This window comes from Sinorhizobium arboris LMG 14919, from assembly GCF_000427465.1.
Lineage (GTDB): Bacteria > Pseudomonadota > Alphaproteobacteria > Rhizobiales > Rhizobiaceae > Sinorhizobium > Sinorhizobium arboris.
The window spans coordinates 2643474-2662416 of the sequence record NZ_ATYB01000014.1 but is presented as its reverse complement, the minus strand read 5'-3'; the positions used below and the strand labels follow the sequence as shown (position 1 = coordinate 2662416).

The following is an 18943-nucleotide window of genomic DNA, read 5'->3' as shown; positions in this document are numbered from 1 at the left end:
CGTTTTTCCAGAGCGAAGCCGGGGTCGATGACGTTTGGATCCATCCTCCTGTTTTCCTTGGCAATTTCCACTTCATTTCTCTTCGCCGGCGATGCCCGCGCCGATTTTCGCGTTTGCAACGGGACGCAGACTCTGGTCGGCGTGGCGATCGGGTATCGGGCCAAGGAAGGCTGGGTCACGGAAGGCTGGTGGCAGGTGCCGGCGACGACCTGCGCCACGCTGATCGAGGGCGAGCTTCAGTCCCGATATTATTATCTCTACGCGGAAGATGCGGCCAAGGGCGGCCGTTGGACCGGCGACGTCAACATGTGCGTGGCCGAGAACGAGTTCAAGATCGTCGGCGTGCAGGACTGCTTCGCCCGCGGCTTCCAGCGCATGGGATTCAAGGAATATGACACGGGGCGGCAGGGAAGCTGGATGGTTCAGCTTTCCGACACGCCCGGCACGCAGGAAAGCCAGAATTGATGAGACGGAACCGGAAAGTCAAAATCCTCGCTACGCTCGGCCCGGCATCGGCCGACGAGCAGATGATCCAGAGGCTGCACGAGGCGGGGGCCGATCTGTTCCGTATCAATATGAGCCATGCGAGCCATGAGGTCATGCGCACGCTGATAGAGCGGATCCGTGTGGTCGAGGCGCGCTGTGGCCGTCCGATCGGCATTCTGGCCGATCTTCAGGGGCCGAAGCTGCGTGTCGGAAAGTTCGCAGAAGGCAAGGTCGAGCTCAAGATCGGCCAGACGTTCACGCTCGATAACCGGGATGTGCCCGGCGACAGCAGCCGCGTCTATCTCCCGCATCCGGAGATCCTCGAAGCGGTGAAGCCGGGCCATCGATTGCTCATCGATGATGGCAAGCTGCATCTGCGCGCCGAAAAAAGCGATGGCAAGAGTATCGTCACCACGGTCGTCTCGGGCACGCGGATTTCGGACCGCAAGGGCGTCAGCCTGCCCGATACGCTGCTTGGCGTCGGCGCGTTGACGGACAAGGACCGCGTCGACCTCGACGCCGTGCTGGCGACAGGGCAGGTCGACTGGGTGGCGCTTTCCTTCATCCAGCGCCCCGAGGACCTTGCCGAGGTTCGCAAGATCGCCCGTGGCCGCGTCGGGTTGATGTCGAAGATCGAAAAGCCGCAGGCGATCGAGCGGATCGACGAGATCATCGAGCTTTCGGACGCGCTGATGGTGGCTCGCGGCGACCTCGGTGTCGAAATGCCGCTCGAGTCCGTGCCTGGGCTTCAGAAGCAACTGACGCGCGCCTGCCGGCGAGCCGGCAAGCCGGTGGTCGTCGCGACGCAGATGCTCGAATCGATGATCTCCTCGCCTGTGCCGACGCGCGCCGAAGTGTCGGATGTGGCGACGGCGGTTTTCGAGGGGGCCGATGCGGTCATGCTTTCGGCCGAATCCGCCTCCGGCGAATACCCGGTCGAGGCGGTTTCGACCATGGCCTCGATCGCCAGCAACGTCGAGCGCGATCCGCATTATCCGGGCATCATCTACGCCCAGCGCACGCCGCCGGAGGCAACCGGCGCGGACGCCATTTCGCTTGCCGCTCACCAGATCGCCGAGACGCTCAAGCTTTCCGCGATCGTCACCTACACCTCTTCCGGCACCACCGGGCTGCGTGCGGCGCGCGAACGGCCCCAGGTACCGGTCATCGCGCTTTCGCCGATCGTCCAAACGGCCCGCCGCCTTTCCGTGGTGTGGGGGCTGCACTGCGTCGTCACCGAGGACGCGATCGATCTCGACGATATGGTCAACCGCGCCTGCCGGATCGTCTCGACGGAAGGCTTCGGCAAACCGGGAGACCGCATCATCGTTACCGCCGGCGTGCCGCTGGGTACGCCCGGCGCCACCAACATGCTGCGCATCGCCTATATCGGCTCGGACGGGCAATCGGCCATTTGAGCTGCCGCCGCGTAAGCGGGCTTTAATGCGCTTGCAGTGAATCGCACTGGATCGGGTTCATTTCATTTCGCACAACCTCTGTCCGCCTGCCTTTCGCCCCGGCTGCGGGGAGACGGCAGGCCGGATGAGGGAAATTTGATTGTGTCCGCAGGCACCGGTCAGGTCCGGCTGCCGGCAAGCTTTTCCGCCAGTTCGCCGAGCTGCTCCTGCGCTTTCCGGTCGGAGGGGTAGATGTCGAGGAATTGCTGCCATGCGCGCATGGCAAGCTCATCCTTCCCGGCGGCCTCGAGCATGGTGGCCATGCCGGCGAGCGCGCCGAAATGGCGGGGCTCCAGTGCAAGCACACGGTTTATGTCGGACATCGACTTGCGAAAGTTGCCCATCTGGTAGTGCAGTGTGGCGCGCCGGTTCCAGCCTTCGACGTAGCCGGGATTGAGAGCGATCACCTGATCGAGAATATCGAGCGCCGTAGTGTGCTTATCACCGGAGATCGCCTTGTTGGCCCATTGCATCAGCAGGTTCACGGTCGCACTACCGGAGTCCTGCCATTCGAGACGGATGCGGTCGGCCACCTGCCGCGCCTTATCCTCATCGCCTTCCTTCTTGAGATCGGCGAAGAGGGCGTCGACACGCTCTTCCGGAGTGGTGAGTGCTGCGACCTCCGCCTGAGGCGAGGGCTCCGCCGCCCGGAGCGGCGTGGCGGCGGACATGGCAAGGCCTGCCAGAATCAAGTTCACGAAAACACGCATGGCGGACATCGTAGCCCGCCATGAAACAAGATCAAAATCAATTTTGGGAAATCAGCGAGCCACCCGCCGTGCTCCGCATCATCTCCTGAATCGCCGCCGATCAGGAAACGGGCAGCCCGAGTGCTGCAGCCATCGTTGCGCATCCGACAAGATGCGCGGCGTTGCAGGCACGGGCCGCCACAAGCATTAGCCCTGGCGTGCCTTGAAGCGCGGGTTCAGCTTGTTGATAATGTAGACCCGGCCCTTGCGACGAACCAGACGGTTTTCGCGGTGACGGGTCTTCAGGGACTTGAGCGAATTCTTGATCTTCATTTTTCCTGATCCGCAGGGTTTCGGGGAACGAAAATTCGCCCGGTAATTCCAACAATCAAAAGCGCGCCGTTCAGCGCGCTGTTCAAGTAGGCAGGCACATACCGTGTCGCCTCTATCGTGTCAACCGCGTGACGGGGATTTTGCCGCCTGTCCCCGCCTTCCATGGCGTCCCGGTCAGAGCAGGCGGGTGAAGTGCCCCATCTTGCGCCCGGGCCGCGCCTCGGCCTTGCCGTAGAGGTGAAGCAGTACATTGGACTCGGCAAGCAGATCCTGAACGCCTGCGATGTCGTCGCCGACCAGGTTCTGCATCACGCAGTCGGAATGGCGCGACGGATCGCCGAGCGGCAGGCCTGCAATCGCGCGGATATGCTGCTCGAACTGTGAAACGACGCAAGCGGCTTCCGTCCAGTGGCCGGAATTGTGTACGCGCGGAGCGATTTCGTTTGCGACGACGCTGCCATCGGCCAGAACGAAGAACTCGACTCCGATCACGCCGACATAGCCGAGCGCGTCGAGAATGGCGGTCGCCGCCTGACGGGCGGCCTCCGCAGTCGAGCGGCCGACGGATGCCGGCACGGTCGATGTGTATAGAATTCCGTTTCGATGCACATTTTCGGCCGGATCGAAGCACGCGGTGGTGCCGTCGGGTGCGCGTGCGGCAATGACCGAGATCTCGCGGTCGAACGGCACGAAGCTTTCGAGGATCAGCGGGACCTGTCCGAGCGCGACGTAGGCGCCGGCCGGATCGTCGGCCGCGGAGCGGAAGACTCGCTGGCCCTTGCCATCGTAGCCGAGCCGACGGGTCTTGAGCACGCCGGCCCCACCGAAGTCAGCAAGGGCGGCCTCGAGGTCGGCCTGACTGTCGACGGGACGGAATCCGGCGGTGGCAATGCCGCAGTCGTTGATGAAGCGCTTCTCGACGAGACGATCCTGTGCCACTTCCAGCGCCTTCGGCGGCGGGAAGACCGGCCGCGAACGGGCAAGCTGCTCGGCCGCCGAGACGGGAACGTTCTCGAATTCGTAGGTGATGAGGTCCGACGCCCGCGCAAGCTCATCCAGCGCCCGCGGGTCGTCATAGGCGGCAACGATCTGCTCGTTCGCCACCTGGGCCGCGGGACAGTCCGGCTGCGGCTCGAGCACCACGGTGCGGAAGTTCAGGCGGGCAGCGGCCATGGCCAGCATACGGCCGAGCTGACCGCCGCCGATGATGCCGATCGACTTCATGCCTCGTCTACCGGATATTCCGCGACCGATACGGTCTGCTGTTCGCGCCAGTCATCGAGGCGATCGGCAAGATCCTCGTCACCGAGCGCGAGAACTGCCGCGGCCAGAAGCGCTGCATTGATGGCACCCGCCTTGCCGATCGCAAGCGTGCCGACCGGAATGCCCGCCGGCATCTGCACGATCGACAGCAGGCTGTCCTGACCTGAAAGCGCTCTCGATTGGACCGGAACCCCGAAAACGGGGAGCGGCGTCATGGCCGCGCACATGCCGGGAAGATGCGCCGCACCGCCGGCACCGGCGATGATCACCTGGAATCCCTCGTCGCGCGCACCCTTGGCGAAGCGAACGAGGCGATCGGGCGTGCGATGGGCGGAAACGATGCGGGCTTCATAGGCGATGTCGAGCGCCTCGAGCGTGTCGGCCGCGTTCTTCATCGTCTCCCAATCCGATTGGCTTCCCATGATGATGGCGACGGGCGGGGGCGTAGTTTCGGTCACGTCTTGGTCCGTTTCAGGCAATGATGTCGGGAATGATCTGGTCTTCGATCTTGGTGATCTTGTCCTTGATGGCCAGCTTCTTCTTTTTCATGCGCTGGATTCGCAGGGCGTCGCAGCCGGTCTGGATCATCGCGTTGATTGCCGCGTCGTAATCTTCGTGTTCCTGCCTCAGGCGCGCGATGGTCAGTCTGAGTTCGGCCTGGTCCTGGTCCGGCATGCAAAGCGATCCCCATAAGCCCGGCCTCGCCGATCCGCGATCCGGAATTTCCTGCGTCGCTCTACCACATCTTGGTCAGCGACGGGAAGTTATCCGGCGTCATCATTTCGCCTTCGACAAATGAAAAATGACATGGCACAGTAAAAAGGTTTCAACCATGGAACATCCGGCATTTGCGTGCCGGATGCAAGCTAAAGGGAAGGGACTGCCAATGACCATTGAGGCTCATCTTGCAACGCTTGAGAAAAAGCATGGCGCCCTCGAAGAGGAGCTCCATGAAGCTCTGAACTCTCCCTCCTGCGAGGACGAGCTGATCAGCGAACTCAAGCGGCGGAAGCTGCGCATCAAGGACGAAATCGAAAGACTCCGTTCCTCGACGCACTGATCGTGAACGGTATTCCCGATTGCATCGGGACGCGTCGCCACCCTTACTGCACGTTTCCTTTGATCGCAGCCGATTAAAGGACAAAACTGCAGCAGATCAAAGTGCTACAGCGACCTTTGCACGTCTCAGAAGACGCTGGCGCTGTAGAGGCGATGCAGCGATAGGGTCAAAAACAATCCCGAAATTATAGATTTCATTGCTTGACCGGGCTCGGTGCCCGGTCGGCTTTGCGCGGTTGAGCGGACCTGAATCAGGACCAGAATTGGTCCAGCCACAGGTTGAGCCGGTCGAAGCCGGGTTTATGGATCGCGTAGATCCGCCGTGTGCCGCTGCTCGAAACCGACACGAGCTTGCAGTCCAGCAGTGCCTTGAGATGTTGGGAGACGGCGGGCCGGCTGATAGGCAGACCTTTGGCGAGTTCGTTGACGGTCTTCGGCGCGCGTCTGAGTTCCTCCAGCAGATGGCGCCGGTTCGGATCCGCAATGGCATCGAAGGGGTCCGCGATCGTCATGAAGGGAGGTTAGGCGAATTCCCTCGGAGCGGCAAGGGAATTGTGCGTTGCGAGACGTCGCTCGCATTGCAGCATCGGCGTCGCCTGGCGCCGGGTTACACTCCCCCCGATATGACGCTCAGCAGCCCGTCCCAGACGAGCTTCGAGCCGGCGAGGAAGGCCATCGTGTACATGAAGGGATAGAAGATCTGCGGCTTCATCCGCCGGACGGTCCAGGCGCCGCAGGCGGTTGCGGCAATGGCCAGCGGGAAGAGCGTCGCCGACGTCGCGAGATTGCCGGGGTCGAGTTGGCCGAGGGCGAAATAGGGAATGAGCTTCACCGCGTTGAGGACCGCGAAGAAGCGCACGATGGTGCCGGTATATTCGCGGGGCGCGAGTTTCAGCGGCAGCGCATAGATCTGGAAGGGCGGGCCGCCGGCATGGGCGACGAAGCTGCCGTAGCCGGCGAGGGAGCCCCAGAGGGTGGCCGGTCCGGCGCGTTGCGGCTTCGGCTGGATGGGGGTGCCATTGCGGTTGCGCCACACGGTGTAGACATAACGCAGTACGAAGACGACGGTGATGAGCCCGATGATCAGCCTCAGCGCGTCGCGGGGCACATAGGCGGACGTTGCCCAGCCAATGCCGATGCCGGCGAGCGCGCCCGGGAGGAGCATGACGAGAGTTTGTCGGTCGCCGTGCTTGCGCCAGATCCAGAGGGAAACGATGTCCATGGCGATCAGGATCGGCAGAAGCAGGGCCGCAGCCTGCACGGGCGAAACTGCCATGGACAGGATCGGCACGCCCATCAGCGACAGGGCCTCACCCATGCCTCCCTTGGCGAGGCCAACGAGCAGGACGGCCGGAATGGCGACGAGATAGAAGTCGATATCGGGAAGCATCGGCGGCGGTTGATCCTTTTGTCATCTCCGTCTATCGGTTTTCCCGAATGAAATCGAGTGCCGGCTTCCGGCCCGATGCGAGATCGTCAGGATTGATCCATGAGCAACATTGAAGACCGCTGCCGCCTCGTGCTGGTCGTTCCCGATATCGCAGATGGCACAGAGCGCGCGAAGCTCGTCGGCGAGGCGCTGAGGGGCGGAGACGTAGCGTCGGTGATCGTGCCGCAATACGCGCTTAGCGATGCGGATTTCCAGAAACATGCGGAAGCGCTCGTGCCCGTGATCCAGAAGGCGGGCGCCGCGGCATTGATCGAGGGGGACACGCGGGTCGCCGGGCGGGCGAAAGCGGACGGCCTCCATGTCGCCGGCGGTGCGAACGCGCTTGCCGAAGCGATCGAGCGGCATGCACCGAGGCTGATCGTCGGCGGAGGCAACGCCACCGACCGCCACCATGCGCTCGAAATCGGCGAACTGAGGCCGGATTACGTATTCTTCGGCCGCACTGATGGCGACATAAAGCCGGAGGCTCATCCGAAGAATCTGGCACTCGCCGAATGGTGGGCCTCGATGATCGAGATTCCCTGCATCGTCATGGGCGGCACGGATCCGCAATCCGCGCTTGCAGTCGCTGAAACCGGCGCCGAGTTCGTGGCGTTGCGCCTTGCCGTCTTCGGCGAACCCGGTCAGGCGCCGTCGGTGGTTGCGGCCGTCAACGCCCTGCTTGACGAAAAAGCGCCACGGTTTGAAGGTTAAGACCTGCCGATGGCAATCCGCACTCTCCTGAAATCCAGCCGGTCCGCAGCCTTCGCCGCCGCGATGCTCCTTGCAGTCGCGCCGGCAATGGCCCAGCAACCGATGCCGCCTGCGCCGGCCGAGGAGGGCAGCGCGCCGAAGCGGGGGCGGATCACGCCTTTCAACGGCGCGGTACTGCCACAGGATGCGGAACGCAAACCGGCGGCCGCCGAACCGGAAAAGCCGAAAGCCAGCGACGGCAATGCGCCTTCGCAGGGCGTCAACGTGTTCGATCGAATGGGTGCCGAATTGCCGGCGCTTCCCGAGGAAAAACCCTTTACCGGGAAAATCGACCAGGCCTATGGCGCCTTCCAGCGGGGCTATTACCTGACGGCGATGGACCTGGCTTTGCCGCGGGCCCAGCTCGGCGACCCTGCCGCCCAGACGCTCGTCGCCGCGATCCTCGAGCAGGGCCTCGGCGTTGCGCGCGACACCAAGGCGGCCGCCTTCTGGTACGGTCAGGCGGCGAACAATGGTGATCCGGCGGCCATGTTCAAATATGCGCTGATCCTGATGGAGGGGCGTTACGTCAAGCGCGACCGGAAGAAGGCCGACGAGCTGATGAAGAAGGCCGCCGATCTCGGCAATGCCTCGGCCCAGTTCAACTACGGGCAAACGCTGGTGGCCGACATGCCTGGCGAGAGGGGGCTCAAGGCTGCGATGCCCTATTACGAGAAATCCGCCGAACAGGGCATCGCGGATGCGCAATATGCGCTCTCGCAGATTTATCTCAATGTCGACGGCATCGAGGAGAGCAAGCGCGCCCGCGCGCGGGAGTGGCTGCTCAGGGCGGCGCGAGCGGGCTACGATACCGCCCAGCTCGACATCGCCATCTGGCTGATCGAGGGGATCGCCGGCGACCGCAATCTCGAAGAGGGATTTGCCTGGATGAAGCGCGCGGCCGAAAGCGGCAACGTCGTCGCCCAGAACCGGCTTTCCCATCTCTATGTCAATGCCATCGGAACGCGTCCGAACCCCGTGGAAGCGGCAAAGTGGTACGTCCTCTCCCGCCGGGCCGGTCTCAAGGACGATGCGCTCGAGGATTTCTATCTCGGCCTCAACGAAACACAGCAGAAGTCGGCGCTTGCGGCGGCAAACAGGTATCGCTCGTCCTGACGTGCCGCAGCTTGCCTTCAATCGCACTCGATTGGAGGATGCAGGCAGGCCCGATCTATTTCGCTTGAACTTCCCGGGTTTTTGTGGTCTTGAAGCCCCGGTTTTTGTCCGCAGCCTCCAACTATGCCGCAGCGGACGGAGTGACATCTCACTCGGTTTTTTGACGACAGTTCCCCCGCCCGCGCTTTGAGCTGCGGCCGCGATCCGGACTGTCAGACAGGTTCAATGTCCGGTCGAGCGATCTCGGCCGGCCTTCGCTAGAGGAAATCGCCGCATGGCCCGCTCTGCCCTTCTCAATGTCATGGTCCAGGCCGTCTTCAAGGCCGGCAAGTCGCTTGCGCGCGATTTCGGCGAAGTACAGAACCTGCAGGTTTCCTTGAAAGGACCGGCCGACTACGTTTCGCAGGCGGACCGCAAGGCCGAGCGGATCATCCGCGAGGAGCTCATGAAGGCCCGCCCGACCTACGGTTTCCTCGGCGAGGAGGGCGAGGAGGTCAAGGGAACGGACGGCGCTCACCGCTGGATCGTCGATCCGCTCGACGGAACGACCAACTTCCTTCATGGCATTCCGCATTTCGCCATCTCGGTCGCGCTGGAGCGCCAGGGCGACATCGTGGGCGCAGTCGTCTTCAACCCCGCGACGGACGAGCTCTACACCGCCGAGCGCGGCGGCGGCGCCTTCCTGAACGACCGCCGCCTGCGCGTAGGTGCGCGCAAGGCTCTCTCCGATGCCGTGATCGGAACCGGCACTCCGCATCTCGGCCGCGGCAATCACGGCAAGTATCTGGTCGAACTGCGCCATGTTATGGGTGAGGTCGCGGGCATTCGCCGCATGGGCTCTGCCTCGCTCGACCTTGCCTATGTCGCGGCCGGTCGCTTCGACGGTTTCTGGGAGCGGGATCTTGCCGCCTGGGACATGGCCGCCGGCGCCTTGCTCATTCGCGAGGCCGGCGGCTGGGTTACCGATGCCGAAGGCGGCAGCAGGCCGTTGGAAGCGGGTTCGATCGTCTGCGGCAACGAGCATATCGCGAAAGCGCTGCGCGAAGTGATCCAGCGCCCGATTCCGACGAAGTGACAGCCGCAAAACAATGAGCTGAAGCGCCCCGCATGAATTCGATCCAGATGCGAGGCGCTTCAGGAGCGCGCTTCTTGTTTTCCCTTCAATTTGGTGCAAACTTCCACTAGTCTCCGGGCCGATACGGATGGCCTGCGGTCATCGGCAGCACCGCCCTTGAATCGTTGCCGATTCAGGAATGGTGCCGCAATTCAGAGTGTTGCGGCCGCCCTCTTGTTCGTCGGACAGGCGCGGAACGTGCCGCAAAACCGGGAGACTGGCGAACTTATGGCGAAACTGAATCTGTCCGGCTGGCGCGATCGCGAAGACGTGGAGGACGACTACGGTCCGCACAAGCTTTCGAGCCCGATGCCCTATTTCTGGACGATGGTCCTTTTCCTGATCATCGTCGGTTTCGTCGCCGCGATCCTTTTCCGCCAGGCAAGCGAGGCCTTCGCCGGCAATCCCGGCCTCAACGGGCTGATCCTGGGCGTGCTCGTGATCGGCATCCTGCTGGCGTTCAACCACGTCCTCAGTTTGAGGCCGGAGGTTCGCTGGTTCAACTCTTTCCGCGCCGCCGGCAGCGCCGACAAAGTCGGGCGCGACCCGGTGCTGCTTGCGCCGATGCGGGCGCTCATCGGGGGGCGCCAGACGACGGCAATCTCCACGGCCGCGCTCCGGTCCATTCTCGATTCCATCGCGGCGCGCCTCGACGAGTCGCGTGACATCACCCGCTATCTCGCCGGCCTGCTCGTTTTCCTCGGCCTGCTCGGCACGTTCTGGGGCCTGCTCGGCACCATCGGTTCCATCAACACCGTGATCCAGTCGCTGGACGCGGGAAGCGGGAGCACGGACGATCTCCTGAGTTCCCTCAAGAGCGGGCTTTCGGCGCCACTCACCGGGATGGGAACTGCGTTCTCCGCCTCGCTCTTCGGTCTTTCCGGCTCGCTCATCGTGGGCTTTCTCGATCTGCAGGCGGGGCGCGCCCAGAACCGCTTCTATACCGAGCTCGAGAATTGGCTTTCGTCGGTGACCGACGTCGGCTCCGGTTTCTCGTCGCCGGGCGACATGGCCGACGGCGCTCCGGTCGAGGAGTTGCGGCGGCTCACTGATCAGCTCACCCGCCTGACGCATGACGGCGGCGTGAACCAGCGCACCACAGCGGCGATGGCAAGCCTCGCCGAAGGCATCCAGGGCCTCGTCAAGAACATGCGCGGCGAGCAGCAGATGCTGCGCGACTGGATCGAAGCGCAGCAGGAGGAGGCCAAGGCGATGCGCAAGACGCTCGACCGGTTGACGGCGCGTATCGGTCAGGCCGACCGGATTACCGTGCAAAGCGAGAAGCCCGTGGCCCAGGCGAAGCTCAGCCGCATGGAAGACAGCGGAGGGGATTGATCATGGCGCTATCCCGACGCCGCGATCCGCGGGCGATCAACTATTGGCCGGGTTTCGTCGACGCGCTCACGACGCTGCTCATGGCGATCATGTTCCTGCTCAGCGTTTTCGTGACCGCACAATTCCTGCTCGGAAGGGAGATCAGCGGCAAGGACGAGGTCTTGAGCCGGCTGAACAGTCAGATCAACGAGCTCACCCAGCTCCTGGCGCTCGAGAAGAGCGGCAAGCAGGACCTCGAGGACTCGCTCGCCAACCTGCAGGCATCGCTTGCGCAATCCGAAGGGGAGCGCTCTCGCCTGCAGGCGCTGCTCGACCGGGGCGCCGGAAACGCGGAAGTCGCCGATGAAAAGATCGGCCGGCTGGGCTCGGAGCTCGAGAACGAGCGGCAGGTCAGCGCCCGGGCCATGAGCCAGATCGAGCTTTTGAACCAGCAGATCGCAGCGCTTCGCAGCCAGATCGCCGCCATCGAAGGAGCACTCCAGGCATCGGAGGCGAAAGACGAGGCCTCGCAAGCGAAGATCGCGGATCTCGGCCGCAGGTTGAACGTCGCGTTGGCGCAGCGCGTCCAGGAGCTCAACCGCTACCGTTCGGACTTCTTCGGCCGCCTGAGGGAGATCCTTTCGGATCGGGAGAACATCCGGATCGTCGGTGACCGCTTCGTCTTTCAGTCGGAGGTGCTCTTTCCATCGGGCGGCAGCGACCTGAATCCCGAAGGGCAGGCCGAAATGACGAAACTCGCGACAGCTCTTCTCGACCTTGCCAAGGAAATCCCGGCAGAGATCAACTGGGTCCTGCGCGTAGACGGCCACACGGACGATGTTCAGCTGTCGGGTACAGGACGCTTCAGGGACAATTGGGAACTGTCGTCCGCTCGTGCGACTTCCGTGGTCAAATTCCTGATCTCTAAAGGCGTTCCGGCCGACCGGCTGGTGGCGGCGGGTTTCGGGGAATACCAGCCCATTGCGCCTGGCGGAAGCCCGGAGGCCCGCGCGCAGAACCGCCGCATCGAGCTCAAACTCACGGAGAAATAGGTTCTCCCGAATCTTGAATTGACCTTGACGTGCGCGTAACAATCGACGGGAAGTGCATGTGGCTCCCGCTCGCGTTCCTGCGTCTCCGGAGCGTTTCAGTGTTTCACTGACGCACCGAGACCATGAAGCCATCGAAGGCAAAAGCGATCGGGGGACACGAGGGGGGATGCCTTTCATGGATTGCGATGTGCTGGTCATCGGTGCCGGTCTCGCCGGGCTCGTGGCGGCGTCCGAGGCTGCGGCGCGCGGCCGGAAGGTGATCGTTCTCGATCAGGAAGGGGAACAGAATCTCGGCGGCCAGGCATTCTGGTCGCTCGGCGGTCTTTTCTTCGTAGACAGCCCCGAGCAGCGGCGCATGGGTATCCGTGACAGCCGCGAACTGGCGCGGCAGGACTGGATGGGGGCGTCGCAATTCGACCGCCCGGAGGATCATTGGCCGCGCCTGTGGGCCGAGGCCTATCTCGACTTCGCCGCCGGCGAGAAGCGGCGCTGGCTGCACTCCCTCGGCATGCGCTGGTTCCCGATCGTCGGCTGGGCCGAACGCGGCGGCGGGCTGGCTCACGGCCACGGCAACTCGGTCCCGCGCTTCCACGTCACCTGGGGTACCGGTCCTTCCGTGCTCGAACCCTTCATCCGGCTCGTGCGGCAGGCCGAGGCCGGCGGCCTCGTCCGCTTCCGTTTCCGCCATCGGGTCGATGAGCTCGTGACGAACGACGGCACCGTCACGGGCGCGCGCGGCGCGATCCTCAAAGCCGACCCGGTGGATCGCGGCGTGCGCAGTTCACGGGATGTCGCCGGAGACTTCGAGATCTCGGCGGGTGCGGTCATCGTGACGTCCGGCGGTATCGGCGGCAATCATGAACTCGTACGCCGCAACTGGCCGCGCAAACGCCTCGGCCACCCGCCGGCCGCGATGATCAGCGGCGTGCCGCATCATGTCGACGGCAGAATGCTGGAGATTGCGGCCCGGGCGCGTGGCTCGGTGATCAACGCCGACCGCATGTGGCATTATACCGAAGGTCTCAGGAACTTCGACCCGATCTGGCCGGATCATGGCATCCGCATCCTGCCGGGGCCGTCGTCTTTCTGGTGCGATGCCGACGGCAATCGTTTCCCCGCTCCGGCGATGCCCGGCTTCGACACGCTCGCAACTCTGCAGGCGATCCGTCGCAGCGGCCACGACTACAGCTGGTTCATCCTGACGCGAGCGATCATCAAGAAGGAGTTTGCCCTGTCCGGGTCGGAGCAGAATCCGGATCTGACCGGAAAGAGCGTCGCGCTTCTGCTGAAGAGGCTCGGGCGAAATCCGCCAGCCCCAGTGCAGGCCTTTATCGAAAAGGGCGAGGACTTCGTGGTTCGCGACCGCCTGGAGGACCTCGTCGAGGGAATGAACGGCCTTACGGGCGAAAACCGGCTCTCGGCCTCTCACATCAGAGAGCAGATCGAGGCGCGTGACCGCGAGATCGCCAATCCCTTCTCGAAGGACGCGCAGGTCACCGCCATCCGCGGCGCGCGCTCTTATCGCGGTGATCGGTTGCTCAGAACGGCGCGGCCGCATCGCCTTCTCGATGCCAGGGCCGGTCCCTTGATTGCGGTGCGCCTGCATATCCTCACACGCAAGACACTCGGCGGGCTGCAGACCAATCTGTCCGGCCAAGTACTGGAACTTTCCGGCAAGCCGGTGCGGGGCCTATATGCCGCGGGAGAAGTCTCCGGCTTCGGCGGCGGCGGCATGCACGGCTACAACGCGCTGGAAGGAACCTTCCTCGGCGGCTGCATCTTTTCCGGCCGTGTCGCCGGGCGCAACGCCGCCGCGGAAGGCTGAGGCTCATCCCGTTCTAGCTTCGCGAAGCGACGAAGAGTGCTTCCGCGCCGTGATCGAACTGCAGCCGCGCAAGCTTTGCGTAAAGCCCGCCTTGGCGGATCAGCGACTCGTGGGTGCCTTCCTCGGCGATGTGGCCATGTTCCATCACCAGGATGCGGTCCGCCTTGAGCACGGTGGCGAGCCGATGGGCGATGACGAGCGTCGTGCGCTCCTTCATCAGGCCGTCGAGCGCCGTTTGCACCAGCGTTTCGCTCTCCGCGTCGAGCGCCGAGGTTGCCTCGTCGAGAAGAAGGATCGGAGCGTTTTTGAGGATGGCGCGTGCGATCGCGATGCGCTGGCGCTGGCCGCCGGAAAGGGTCACGCCGCGCTCGCCGACCAGCGTGTCGTAACCATGTTCCAGCCTTCCGATGAACTCTTCGGCCTGTGCCGCGACAGCGGCGGCGCGGACCGCTTCACGGCTTGCGTCCGGCACGCCGAAGGCGATGTTGTCGTGCACCGAGGTGGCGAAGATGGTCACGTCCTGAGGCACGATCGCAATCCGCTCGCGCAGGTCCTCGGGGTCGACCGTGCGCACGTCCGTACCGTCGATGCGAACGGTGCCCTTTGCCGGGTCGTAGTAGCGCAACAGCATCGAGAAGACGGTGCTCTTGCCGGCGCCGGACGGCCCGACGATCGCGACCGTCTCGCCCGGCCTTACCGAAAAACTCAAGCCCCTGAGGCTCTTGTAGTCCGGACGGGCGGGATAGGCAAAGTGGACCTCGTCGAACTCGACCGCGCCTGCGGCAGGAACGGGCATAGCGACCGGGTGATCGGGCGCCCTGATCTCCGGTACCTCGCTCAGCAGCTCGTTCAGACGCTCGGCGGCGCCTGCCGCCTGCGAGAGCTCGCCCCAGACCTCCGAGAGTGCGCCGAGGCTGCCTGCCGCGAATACGGAATAGAGCAGGAACTGACCGAGCGTGCCGGCTGAAAGCGAACCCGCGAGGACGTCCCGTGCACCGAACCAGAGCACGGCAACCACGCTTCCGAAGATCATGGTGATGGCAAAGGCGGTCAGAACCGAGCGTGCCCTGGTCGCAGCGCGAGCGGCGCGATAGGCCGCCTCAACCGCGTTGCCGAACCGCAATCGTGCGCTCTCCTCACCATTGAAAGCCTGCACCGTGCGGGTGGCGGCGATCGCTTCGCCGGCATAGGCGGAGGCGGCTGCGAGCATGTCCTGCGCTTCGCGCGAGCGCCGGCGTACCGAGCGGCCGAAGCCGACAAGGGGGAAGACGATGAGCGGGATTGCGGCGAGCACGAGGCTCGAGAGCTTCGGGCTCGTGTAGACCATCATGCCCATCGCACCGAGACAGAGGATCAGGTTACGAAGCGCCACCGACGCCGTCGCACCCACCGCCGACTTGATCTGCGTCGTGTCGGCCGTGAGCCGCGAGACGATCTCCCCGGACTGATTGACGTCGAAGAAGGAGGCCGAAAGCTGCATGACGCGGGCGAAGACGTCGCGCCTGAGATCGGCGACAATGCGCTCGCCGAGCGAGATGACGAAGTAATAACGGGCGGCGCTGGCCAGGGCGAGGACCACCGCTATCACCATGAGCATTGAGAAATAGGTATTGATGAAGCCGGAATCGGAATTGGAGAAGCCGTGATCGATCATCCGGCGAACGGCCATGGGCAATGTCAGCGTAGTGACAGCCGCAACGGTCAGGGAGATCGCAGCGCCGATCGCAAGGCCGCGGTAGCGCGAGAGATAGGGCAGCACGGTGGCGAGCGGGCGGATGGATCTGCGCGCCGGCGCTTGTTTTTCTTGTCTTGGCACGTGGCCTCCCCGTTCGCCTGTCACGGGGTGCAACAGCGTCACGCGCCGAGGAGGCGCATGGCTGTGCGACTGCGATCTGCTACCGCCCCGGATCGTGCCGATCCGATGAACATGCAGAGATCACAAGTCTTCCGCGCGGCACTTGTTATCCCGCAGACCTTCATGTATAGGCACGGCATCGAATTGGGAAGCCGCGGCCCAAGAGCGGTCTGCGGCTTCATTTACGTGTTCGGTCCCAAAGTCGCAATGCCTTGCGACAATTGGACCCTGGAACTCTAGGAAGATTGTTATGAAGGCAGACATCCATCCCGACTACCACACGATCAAGGTTGTCATGACCGACGGCACCGAATACGAAACCCGCTCGACCTGGGGTACGGAAGGTGCGACCATGAACCTGGAAATCGACCCCAAGTCGCATCCGGCCTGGACCGGCGGCAACCAGCAGCTCGTCGATCGCGGCGGACGCGTTTCCAAGTTCAAGAAGCGCTTCGAAGGCCTCGGTCTCTGATATCAGGCGCTACTGCGTTTTTTCTGAAGCCCGGCCCTGCCGGGCTTTTTGTTGGCTGCTGCGGGCCACCTTCGGCTATGTGCCCCGTTCTGGTTCGATGGCCCGTGCATGGATCCTCGGGTCAAGTCCCAGGCAACCTTTCCCGCGCTCGCCTGACAGAAAAACCCGGCGCATGGCCGGGCTTTGAATTCTGCGGCAGTGAAGTTGCCTCCGGTCAGTTCGCTCCGAAGGCGGTCTGCAGCAGCTTGATCTGCGCCTTGACGCCGTTCTGGTTGTCCGGAACGAAGCTCGTTGCCTCCTGCGGCCGGTAGATCTCGCGGTCGAGCAGGGCGACGCGGTTCTGCAGCCTGAGCGACCGCTCGATCAGCTCGCGGAAGCTCTCCGGCAGATCGTTCCAGCCGGGTGCGTTGCGGTCGACGTTGAAGCTGTCGAGACGCACCTTGCTTTTTTCCGACAGGACCTGCTCGCGGCTCATCTCGCCATTGTTGACGGCACGCTGCAGCAGGAGCCACGAGGCCATCTGCATCAGCCGAGTGGTGAGGCGCATCGACTCGGCAGCATAGAGAACGGACGCCATGCGCGGCAGCACCTTGGCGGCAGTGCGGCCGGGGCCATCGAGATAGCTTGCCGTTTCCTCGACCAGGCCCATTCCTTCAGCATAGAGTGCCTTGAACTGCGCCGATGACGCAGCGTGACCGGCGAAACTGACGGTATTCAATCCTCTATCGGACATGCCTGTATTCCCTGGTTCCAACGCATCACGACTGTCAGGCGGACGGGCGGCTCTGGGAAAAGTTTCCTGAGGCCCCTCCATGCTCGAAGAATGATCCCATACCGCATTCCGCGCAAGAGCATTCTTAAGAAAGGGTTAATCTCCACAATTCTCTGGAGACCGCCTGTCGCAAAGCAAAAAAAGAGCCGCGCGGAGCGGCTCTCAAGGTAAAACAGGGAGAAAAATCAGACCCATTCGCCAGTCGGTGAAATTGTCTGAGTCCGGAAGGAACCGGATGATCCGATAATCGCAGAAAATGCTTAATATGCGGTTAAGCCACAGGCATTCCGATGGGTTCAACCTCCCAGACTTTCCGTGCTTCAACGGAAAAGGTTTTCGGCGGCCGAACGGCTTGCCGACTTGCGGTTCCGTTCCGCTTCCAGCCTTGCGATCTCCTCCGTCAAAAGCGCGATGCGTGCGCCAAGCTCGTCCACGGAGAGCAGCGAAAGATCGCTGCCGATCTCGTGCTCGATCTTCTTTTTCGGTTGGTCCTCGTCAAACAGGCTCATTCGATCTCTCCTCCTCTTGGGGGTCGTCGGCGCCTTCGTCCGGCGGTTCCTCCAGCGGAGCCGCACGCGGCGAGAGCTGCAGACTCTCCGGCGTCGTCGCCGTGCCGGCATTGACCGGCGAGAAGTTTTCACGCTCGGCCGCGGGTACCGGTGCGCGCCGGCGGCTGCGGACGATTGCGTAGGCAGTGATGAGCATATGCGCACAGGCCGTGATCATGAAGAGGCCATAGGGGCCGCTGGCGGTCATTATCGGCCCGCCGATCGTCGGACCGATGATTGTGCCGATGCCGTAGAGCAGCAGGAGCCCGCCCGAAACCTTCACGAAGTCCTCGGGTGTGGCGAAGTCGTTGGCGTGGGAAACTGCGATCGGGTAGAGCGCATTGGCGGCTGCGCCGTAGATCGCGATCAGCGTCAGAACGATCCAGACCTGACCGGGCTCGACGAGAAAGATCAGGAGGCCTGCGAGAGCGCCGACACCGGCGAGAGCCGCAAGCACATAGCGGCGGTCGATACGGTCGGAGATGCGGCCGGCCGGCAGTTGCATGGCGGCGCCCGAGAAGATCGCCACACTCATCATCGTCGCTACGGTGCTGTCCGACAGCCCGGCCTGGCGGCCGAAGACCGCGCCGAGCGTGCCGAACGCGCCGTTGGCGATACCGATGAGCAGGATACCGAGAAAGGAGACCGGCGAATTGCGGTAGAGGCCGCGCAGGTCGAGACGGACCTGTTTCAGCGGCTGCGGCGAAGCGGCCCTGGACAACAGCGTCGGCAGCATCGCCACGCAATAGAGAATGCCGCAGATCATGAAGAAGAGGGTCGTCGACGTCTCGCCGAAGGGAATCATCATCTGGCCGCCGACGACACCGAAAAGGGTGATGGCGATGTAGAGCGAGAAGATCACGCCGCGGCTCTCATTGGTGGCGCGCTCGTTCAGCCAGCTTTCGATGATCATCGAGGTCCCGGCGGTGGAGAAACCTGTGACCGCACGGAGCGCCAGCCACCAGATCGGGTCGATCAGAATGCCCGTCAACAGGGAGACGATCGCGATCAGAGCCGTGAACACGCTGAAGGCGCGCACATGCCCGATGCGCTTGACGACATTGGGCGCGAAGAAGCAGCCGAGCACGAAACCGGTGGCCCAGAGCGTACCGAGCAGGCCGAGGATGGTGGTCGGATATCCTTCCGCCGTGCCGCGCACCGGCAGGAGCAGGCCCTGCAGACCGTTTCCAAGGAAGAGAAACAGTGTACCGAGCAGCAGCGCGGCAACGGGAAGCAGGTTATTTCTCATCGTCCACCAGGAATTCGTTCACCCTCCGGCATGCCACGACGAGGACCGCCGCTCTGCCGAAGGAAATCCATGCCACCGGTCATTGCAAATCGACGGCGAAAACAATAGCCCTCTATGCGACGAAAAGTGACGTCCGTATGACGTCGCTCCCATTGCG

At 63.4% G+C, this 18943-nt stretch carries 21 protein-coding genes; 10 read left to right on the top strand and 11 right to left on the bottom strand.

Annotated elements, in window-relative coordinates:
* Positions 1 to 27 precede the first annotated feature (27 nt).
* The gene (locus tag SINAR_RS0124240; RefSeq protein ID WP_028001482.1) at positions 28 to 465 is read left to right on the top strand and encodes a DUF1036 domain-containing protein; all 438 of its coding nucleotides are present in this window, start codon (positions 28 to 30) and stop codon (positions 463 to 465) included.
* Entirely contained in the window at positions 465 to 1904 is a 1440-nt protein-coding gene (gene pyk, locus SINAR_RS0124235) for a pyruvate kinase (protein ID WP_028001481.1), read from the top strand. Before SINAR_RS0124240 ends, pyk begins: the two co-directional genes overlap by 1 nt.
* 158 nt (positions 1905 to 2062) lie before the next feature.
* Here pyk and SINAR_RS0124230 read toward each other — a convergent pair whose 3' ends face one another.
* The 5 genes from SINAR_RS0124230 to SINAR_RS0124210 form a co-directional block, all read right to left on the bottom strand.
* Positions 2063 to 2662 (bottom strand): tetratricopeptide repeat protein, encoded by a 600-nt coding sequence (locus SINAR_RS0124230; protein WP_028001480.1) that lies wholly within the window; start codon positions 2660 to 2662, stop codon positions 2063 to 2065.
* Between the two features lie 177 nt (positions 2663 to 2839).
* Positions 2840 to 2965 (bottom strand): type B 50S ribosomal protein L36, encoded by a 126-nt coding sequence (gene ykgO / locus SINAR_RS0124225; protein WP_010970191.1) that lies wholly within the window; start codon positions 2963 to 2965, stop codon positions 2840 to 2842.
* 174 nt (positions 2966 to 3139) lie between these two features.
* Positions 3140 to 4189: a 5-(carboxyamino)imidazole ribonucleotide synthase gene (locus SINAR_RS0124220; RefSeq protein ID WP_028001479.1), complete on the bottom strand. Its 1050-nt coding sequence runs from the start codon at positions 4187 to 4189 to the stop codon at positions 3140 to 3142.
* Positions 4186 to 4650, bottom strand: a complete 465-nt coding sequence (gene purE, locus SINAR_RS0124215; protein ID WP_033057883.1) for a 5-(carboxyamino)imidazole ribonucleotide mutase — start codon at positions 4648 to 4650, stop codon at positions 4186 to 4188. The genes SINAR_RS0124220 and purE overlap by 4 nt, the downstream gene beginning before the upstream one ends.
* A gap of 49 nt (positions 4651 to 4699) precedes the next feature.
* Complete coding sequence (locus SINAR_RS0124210; RefSeq protein ID WP_012066888.1) at positions 4700 to 4903, bottom strand: YdcH family protein; 204 nt, start codon at positions 4901 to 4903, stop codon at positions 4700 to 4702.
* 211 nt (positions 4904 to 5114) lie between these two features.
* Between SINAR_RS0124210 and SINAR_RS1000000135750 the strand changes: the two genes are divergently transcribed.
* Positions 5115 to 5288 carry a YdcH family protein gene (locus tag SINAR_RS1000000135750; protein ID WP_012709330.1) on the top strand — a complete coding sequence of 58 codons (174 nt, stop codon included), beginning with the start codon at positions 5115 to 5117 and terminating at the stop codon, positions 5286 to 5288.
* Positions 5289 to 5538: 250 nt separating this feature from the next.
* Here SINAR_RS1000000135750 and SINAR_RS0124200 read toward each other — a convergent pair whose 3' ends face one another.
* Together SINAR_RS0124200 and SINAR_RS0124195 are read right to left on the bottom strand one after the other, a co-directional pair.
* The gene (locus SINAR_RS0124200) at positions 5539 to 5799 is read right to left on the bottom strand and encodes an ArsR/SmtB family transcription factor (RefSeq protein ID WP_028001477.1); all 261 of its coding nucleotides are present in this window, start codon (positions 5797 to 5799) and stop codon (positions 5539 to 5541) included.
* Positions 5800 to 5894: 95 nt separating this feature from the next.
* Entirely contained in the window at positions 5895 to 6677 is a 783-nt protein-coding gene (locus SINAR_RS0124195) for a sulfite exporter TauE/SafE family protein (RefSeq protein WP_028001476.1), read from the bottom strand.
* A gap of 99 nt (positions 6678 to 6776) precedes the next feature.
* Here SINAR_RS0124195 and SINAR_RS0124190 point away from each other — a divergent pair, with 99 nt between their 5' ends.
* The 6 genes from SINAR_RS0124190 (at position 6777) to SINAR_RS0124165 (ending at position 13890) form a co-directional block, all read left to right on the top strand.
* Complete coding sequence (locus SINAR_RS0124190; RefSeq protein ID WP_028001475.1) at positions 6777 to 7430, top strand: thiamine phosphate synthase; 654 nt, start codon at positions 6777 to 6779, stop codon at positions 7428 to 7430.
* Between the two features lie 9 nt (positions 7431 to 7439).
* Positions 7440 to 8585 (top strand): tetratricopeptide repeat protein, encoded by a 1146-nt coding sequence (locus tag SINAR_RS0124185; protein ID WP_028001474.1) that lies wholly within the window; start codon positions 7440 to 7442, stop codon positions 8583 to 8585.
* Between the two features lie 274 nt (positions 8586 to 8859).
* Positions 8860 to 9660, top strand: coding sequence for an inositol monophosphatase family protein (locus SINAR_RS0124180; RefSeq protein ID WP_028001473.1), 801 nt, complete (start codon positions 8860 to 8862; stop codon positions 9658 to 9660).
* A gap of 267 nt (positions 9661 to 9927) precedes the next feature.
* Positions 9928 to 11034 carry a MotA/TolQ/ExbB proton channel family protein gene (locus SINAR_RS0124175; RefSeq protein ID WP_028001472.1) on the top strand — a complete coding sequence of 369 codons (1107 nt, stop codon included), beginning with the start codon at positions 9928 to 9930 and terminating at the stop codon, positions 11032 to 11034.
* Between the two features lie 2 nt (positions 11035 to 11036).
* On the top strand, positions 11037 to 12065 hold the full coding sequence (locus SINAR_RS0124170; protein ID WP_028001471.1) for a peptidoglycan -binding protein: 1029 nt from the start codon (positions 11037 to 11039) through the stop codon (positions 12063 to 12065).
* A gap of 175 nt (positions 12066 to 12240) precedes the next feature.
* A complete protein-coding gene (locus tag SINAR_RS0124165; RefSeq protein ID WP_028001470.1) occupies positions 12241 to 13890 on the top strand; it encodes an FAD-binding dehydrogenase in 1650 nt (549 codons plus the stop codon).
* Between the two features lie 13 nt (positions 13891 to 13903).
* Here the strand turns inward: SINAR_RS0124165 and SINAR_RS0124160 are convergent, their stop codons facing one another.
* Complete coding sequence (locus tag SINAR_RS0124160; protein WP_028001469.1) at positions 13904 to 15706, bottom strand: ABC transporter transmembrane domain-containing protein; 1803 nt, start codon at positions 15704 to 15706, stop codon at positions 13904 to 13906.
* A 289-nt stretch (positions 15707 to 15995) separates the two neighbouring features.
* Here SINAR_RS0124160 and rpmE point away from each other — a divergent pair, with 289 nt between their 5' ends.
* Positions 15996 to 16217 carry a 50S ribosomal protein L31 gene (gene rpmE, locus SINAR_RS0124150; protein WP_010970183.1) on the top strand — a complete coding sequence of 74 codons (222 nt, stop codon included), beginning with the start codon at positions 15996 to 15998 and terminating at the stop codon, positions 16215 to 16217.
* A gap of 214 nt (positions 16218 to 16431) precedes the next feature.
* Here the strand turns inward: rpmE and rcdA are convergent, their stop codons facing one another.
* From rcdA to SINAR_RS0124135, 3 genes are all read right to left on the bottom strand, one after another.
* Positions 16432 to 16950, bottom strand: a complete 519-nt coding sequence (rcdA, locus tag SINAR_RS0124145; protein ID WP_028001467.1) for a protease adaptor protein RcdA — start codon at positions 16948 to 16950, stop codon at positions 16432 to 16434.
* 359 nt (positions 16951 to 17309) lie between these two features.
* Positions 17310 to 17498, bottom strand: a complete 189-nt coding sequence (locus tag SINAR_RS0124140) for a DUF1192 domain-containing protein (RefSeq protein WP_028001466.1) — start codon at positions 17496 to 17498, stop codon at positions 17310 to 17312.
* A complete protein-coding gene (locus SINAR_RS0124135) occupies positions 17485 to 18786 on the bottom strand; it encodes an MFS transporter (protein ID WP_028001465.1) in 1302 nt (433 codons plus the stop codon). The genes SINAR_RS0124140 and SINAR_RS0124135 overlap by 14 nt, the downstream gene beginning before the upstream one ends.
* Positions 18787 to 18943 lie beyond the last annotated feature (157 nt).

What these genes read in the sequence shown, in the direction of transcription:
- SINAR_RS0124240 (WP_028001482.1), top strand. Translation starts at nt 28, where the DNA reads ATGACGTTTGGATCCATCCTCCTGTTTTCCTTGGCAATTTCCACTTCA.
- pyk (WP_028001481.1), top strand. Translation starts at nt 465, where the DNA reads ATGAGACGGAACCGGAAAGTCAAAATCCTCGCTACGCTCGGCCCGGCA.
- SINAR_RS0124230 (WP_028001480.1), bottom strand. Translation starts at nt 2,662, where the DNA reads ATGTCCGCCATGCGTGTTTTCGTGAACTTGATTCTGGCAGGCCTTGCC.
- ykgO (WP_010970191.1), bottom strand. Translation starts at nt 2,965, where the DNA reads ATGAAGATCAAGAATTCGCTCAAGTCCCTGAAGACCCGTCACCGCGAA.
- SINAR_RS0124220 (WP_028001479.1), bottom strand. Translation starts at nt 4,189, where the DNA reads ATGAAGTCGATCGGCATCATCGGCGGCGGTCAGCTCGGCCGTATGCTG.
- purE (WP_033057883.1), bottom strand. Translation starts at nt 4,650, where the DNA reads ATGGGAAGCCAATCGGATTGGGAGACGATGAAGAACGCGGCCGACACG.
- SINAR_RS0124210 (WP_012066888.1), bottom strand. Translation starts at nt 4,903, where the DNA reads ATGCCGGACCAGGACCAGGCCGAACTCAGACTGACCATCGCGCGCCTG.
- SINAR_RS1000000135750 (WP_012709330.1), top strand. Translation starts at nt 5,115, where the DNA reads ATGACCATTGAGGCTCATCTTGCAACGCTTGAGAAAAAGCATGGCGCC.
- SINAR_RS0124200 (WP_028001477.1), bottom strand. Translation starts at nt 5,799, where the DNA reads ATGACGATCGCGGACCCCTTCGATGCCATTGCGGATCCGAACCGGCGC.
- SINAR_RS0124195 (WP_028001476.1), bottom strand. Translation starts at nt 6,677, where the DNA reads ATGCTTCCCGATATCGACTTCTATCTCGTCGCCATTCCGGCCGTCCTG.
- SINAR_RS0124190 (WP_028001475.1), top strand. Translation starts at nt 6,777, where the DNA reads ATGAGCAACATTGAAGACCGCTGCCGCCTCGTGCTGGTCGTTCCCGAT.
- SINAR_RS0124185 (WP_028001474.1), top strand. Translation starts at nt 7,440, where the DNA reads ATGGCAATCCGCACTCTCCTGAAATCCAGCCGGTCCGCAGCCTTCGCC.
- SINAR_RS0124180 (WP_028001473.1), top strand. Translation starts at nt 8,860, where the DNA reads ATGGCCCGCTCTGCCCTTCTCAATGTCATGGTCCAGGCCGTCTTCAAG.
- SINAR_RS0124175 (WP_028001472.1), top strand. Translation starts at nt 9,928, where the DNA reads ATGGCGAAACTGAATCTGTCCGGCTGGCGCGATCGCGAAGACGTGGAG.
- SINAR_RS0124170 (WP_028001471.1), top strand. Translation starts at nt 11,037, where the DNA reads ATGGCGCTATCCCGACGCCGCGATCCGCGGGCGATCAACTATTGGCCG.
- SINAR_RS0124165 (WP_028001470.1), top strand. Translation starts at nt 12,241, where the DNA reads ATGGATTGCGATGTGCTGGTCATCGGTGCCGGTCTCGCCGGGCTCGTG.
- rpmE (WP_010970183.1), top strand. Translation starts at nt 15,996, where the DNA reads ATGAAGGCAGACATCCATCCCGACTACCACACGATCAAGGTTGTCATG.
- rcdA (WP_028001467.1), bottom strand. Translation starts at nt 16,950, where the DNA reads ATGTCCGATAGAGGATTGAATACCGTCAGTTTCGCCGGTCACGCTGCG.
- SINAR_RS0124140 (WP_028001466.1), bottom strand. Translation starts at nt 17,498, where the DNA reads ATGAGCCTGTTTGACGAGGACCAACCGAAAAAGAAGATCGAGCACGAG.
- SINAR_RS0124135 (WP_028001465.1), bottom strand. Translation starts at nt 18,786, where the DNA reads ATGAGAAATAACCTGCTTCCCGTTGCCGCGCTGCTGCTCGGTACACTG.